The following is a 3,636-nucleotide window of genomic DNA, read 5'->3' as shown; positions in this document are numbered from 1 at the left end:
TCCAGGGCGATCCTCAGCCGCGTCTCGTCATAGGGTTTGCCGACGAAGCCGACCGGCCGCGCCGCTTCCGCGCGCGCCATCGTGCCCTTGTCGCTGAAGGCGCTCATGAACAGGGAGGGGATGCCCCAGCGCTCCCGGATCTCGATCGCGGCCTCTATGCCGTCGGTGCCCTGGGCAAGCCGGATATCCATCAGGATCAGGTCGGGACGGTAGTCCTCGGCCGCCATGACGGCCCCGGGACCGGATACCGCCTTGCCGCAGACCGTGAAGCCGAGATCCTCGACCATCTCCTCCAGAAGCATGGCGGGAATGGCTTCGTCCTCGACGATAAGGATACGGATGGCCTGCCCATCGTCAGGTTCCTGCCGGTCCGAAGGCTGGGGAACGCTGCGTCGGGTGTGTACAAGTCGAAGCTTTGGGAGTGCATGCATCGGACCGGACTTTGACTTTCAGGACGGTAGTGGCAGCGAGATCAACACCGCAGCGCGGAAATAGTTTTGGTCTCCACCATGGAGTTGCTCAAACGTGTCACCAATCAACCGATAGCGCTAGACGGCAGGCGCTCAACCGGCCGCGGCGATGATGAACTTCGTTCCTCCACTGTCGGATGCGCATGAAAGCTCGGCGCCGACCTGACCGAGCAGGGCGGAAACCATCCTCATGCCGAGACTCTTCGTCGCCGCCGGATCGAAGCCGGAGGGCAGGCCGACGCCCTCGTCGGCCACCACGACCTCGAACGAGCCGTCCTGGGCGGAGCGGAACTGGACGTGGATGGCGCCGCGCGTACCGACCGGATAGGCGTACTTGACGGCGTTGGTGACCAGTTCGTTGACGATCAGCGCCAGCGGGATCACCTTGTCGGTCGGCAACTCGCGCGTGTCGGCATGGACGTCGATATGGTGTCCCTGCTCGATCATCGCGGAATGGGAAAGGTCTGCGCACAAGTCGCGCAGGAACTGGCCGAACTCGACCACGCCGACCTTGTCGGTCTTGTAAAGGCGCTCATGGACGCGGGCAACGGTGGCAACGCGGGCGCAGGCCTCGTCGAAATGGCGCCGGGTCACCGGGTCTGCGATCTGCCGGCTTTCCAGCCTGAGCAGGCTGGACACGAGTTGCAGGCTGTTCTTGACGCGGTGGTTGACCTCCCGCAGCATGAGGTCCTTCTGGATGATCGACCGGCGCAGCTCGAGCAGCGCCATGACCTGCCGCGCCAGACTGTGCAGCGCCGCCTTCTGCTGCTCGTCCAGAACGCGCGGCTTGGTGTCCAGGACGCAGATGGTGCCCAGCGCGTATCCGTCGGTCGTCTCCAGCGGCACCCCTGCGTAAAACCTCATATGGGGATCGCCATTGACCAGGGGATTGCCGACGAACCGCTCGTCCTTAGTCATGTCCGGAACGACGAAGATGTCCTTCTGCCGGATCGCATGGGTACAGACGGATATGTCCCGCGGGGTCTCGCTCACGCCCAGGCCGATTTCCGACTTGAACCACTGCCTGTCCGCATCGACGAAGTTGACCACCGCGATCGGGGCCTGGCAGATATAGGCGGCAAGGCAAGTCAGGTCGTCGAACTCCGCCTCCCGCGAAGTATCCAGGATATTGTACCGGTGTAGAGCTTCGAGCCGCTGGATCTCATCGATCTGCCGCCCTGGTATTGCGCTGCCCATCAAGCTTACAGGTCCCAAAATGTCACGATATCACCCGGCATACCCTTTCCGGATGTTGTCCCAATGTCGTGATGATGCATGGAATTAGTGCTAAGAAAAGCACATTTCCGACATACCCGAACGCGCAACTGGAAGGGAAGGATGCCCATTCCAGGAGAACGGGCATCGCTCGCGGTTTGTTGCCGAAAATCTGTGGGGTTAGCCGTCCGGTATCAGGCGGCTTCTTCCCGGCTCGACGCCGGCCCGCCTGATCCTGAACCGCCCGATCCCGAATCGTCGGGCATCGCCAAGTCCAGATGCGTGCCGGTCGCGTGGGCATAAAGCAGCAGATCGTTCAGCAGTTCCGTCTCGGCATCGGCGGAATCCTTGCGCCGGATCGCGACAAGGCGGTCCAGCGCCTTTATGTTGAAGCCGGCCGACTTCGCCTCGCCCTTGAGGTCCTTGAGGTCGCTTTTCAGTCCATCGATCTCGTTCAGCAGATTTTCCATACGGTCGGCGAACTGCTTCAACTGTTCTGCCGTCGTCGCACCAGAGTCGATCAAGGTTAACTCCATTGGATAAGGGGAGCGCCGTCATACCGGCAGGAGCGGCCGCTGGCAACAGGCCGGTTGCGGAACGTTCGCCTGTCCGGGGCGGTTGAGAAAGCAGGCGGCCGCCGCCTATCGGCGGCCGTTTTCCCAACAACCAGCAACGAGGCAGGAAATGGTCGACTCACTGTCAGCCTCCGATGGTCAGGCCGGGCGCTATCTCGAGAACACCCCGGAACATCCCTACATCCCCTACGACGCACCGAGCGTGCGCGGCCGTGCCCGCATCACCAGCGGCAGGGGCGGACACCAGGATACCTCGGCGGCATGGTCGCCGGGAGGCGTCAGCGACGTCATCCGCGAACACCCCATTCCCTTCGTGATGTTCGCCGCCAGCGCCGGCATCCTGCTCGCCGCCTGGATGGGCTACCGCCGCTATGGCGTACCCGACGGCATCCGCGGCAACATCCCGGGCATGCGCGGGGCCCGGTCGGACAGGACATCGGTCGGATGGGCCATGCCGGACGGCTCCGCCTCGCATTCCGACACGATCACGGGCGAGGCGGCCGACATGCTGGGCCAGACCAGCCGTGAGAACCCTCCGCCACGGGCGACCGGGCGCGTCGTGCGCAGGGAAACGGACGCACCTATCTTCGATCGCCCCTGATCGCGGTCCGATCGGCGGAAACGTGCCGTCGCGGCGGTGGGCAAAACCCGCCGCTGTGACTGCCTCCGTCCGCCCCCGGCACTGCAATCCCCCAAATTTGTCTCAATAATATCCACTACTATAGTAAAAGAACCGATTTGAAACAGTCTTGTTGGCTTTTTGTGTAATAAGACTTCTTCATTACCATCAGAACATCCGTAGGTACTTATTAACGCACTATAAAGCCGTGCCGGACAACCGGCAGCGGTGGTTTTTCATGCCCGGGCGGCCCGGCAACCCGTCAGGAATTTGGCAACCTTTTGACCCGATCCTCGAATCCGACCGCCGTTGCCCTCCGCAGCTGTGGTTCAAGCATAGAAACAAGATGGAAGCTGCAACGAAATTGATAGTGAATATGCCGGAAAACTCACAGGATTAGCCTTTCAAAGTCACAGCAATTCTCATCGAGGTCACATCTTTGCCACGTCAAATTTCAGTGCATTTCGAATACATTCGCCGCTGGGAGAAAAGCAAATCTGCACTCAGTTAAGTGAAATTTAACGTTTGAGTGCTTGAATACATTCCAGGAAGCCCTGTAGCTGACGTTATGCTTGATCTGCTGTAGGAGTACTGGGCTAAACAGGCCCTCTTCCCTGACAAAGACTTGTTGGAGTGCGAATTTGCAGTTCGCCCATGGATCAACTCGTGCCTGAAGACATGAACCGGAAGGACCGGATCGGCGGGCGGAATTGAGACACGGCGGCTGCGACCAGGGGACATAAGGCCGGAAACAAGG

At 60.9% G+C, this 3,636-nt stretch carries 4 protein-coding genes; 1 reads left to right on the top strand and 3 read right to left on the bottom strand.

Annotated elements, in window-relative coordinates; genetic code table 11:
- The 3 genes from AC5JJ6_RS04355 to AC5JJ6_RS04345 all read right to left on the bottom strand — a co-directional run.
- Window positions 1-431: response regulator (locus AC5JJ6_RS04355; protein ID WP_496040872.1), on the bottom strand; the 431-nt coding region annotated here is incomplete at its 3' end.
- Window positions 432-563: 132 nt separating this feature from the next.
- Entirely contained in the window at window positions 564-1,667 is a 1,104-nt protein-coding gene (locus AC5JJ6_RS04350) for a sensor histidine kinase (RefSeq protein ID WP_496040871.1), read from the bottom strand.
- Window positions 1,668-1,879: 212 nt separating this feature from the next.
- Window positions 1,880-2,209 (bottom strand): GapR family DNA-binding domain-containing protein, encoded by a 330-nt coding sequence (locus tag AC5JJ6_RS04345; RefSeq protein WP_496040870.1) that lies wholly within the window; start codon window positions 2,207-2,209, stop codon window positions 1,880-1,882.
- A 160-nt stretch (window positions 2,210-2,369) separates the two neighbouring features.
- Here AC5JJ6_RS04345 and AC5JJ6_RS04340 point away from each other — a divergent pair, with 160 nt between their 5' ends.
- Complete coding sequence (locus AC5JJ6_RS04340; RefSeq protein WP_496040869.1) at window positions 2,370-2,861, top strand: hypothetical protein; 492 nt, start codon at window positions 2,370-2,372, stop codon at window positions 2,859-2,861.
- Window positions 2,862-3,636: the final 775 nt, after the last annotated feature.

Source organism: Skermanella sp., from assembly GCF_059503625.1.
The sequence above is the reverse complement of the archived record's forward strand: the minus strand, read 5'-3'. Positions and strand labels throughout refer to the sequence as shown.

Coding starts and splice junctions, on each gene's coding strand:
- AC5JJ6_RS04350 (WP_496040871.1), bottom strand. CDS start 1,667: ATGGGCAGCGCAATACCAGGGCGGCAGATCGATGAGATCCAGCGGCTC.
- AC5JJ6_RS04340 (WP_496040869.1), top strand. CDS start 2,370: ATGGTCGACTCACTGTCAGCCTCCGATGGTCAGGCCGGGCGCTATCTC.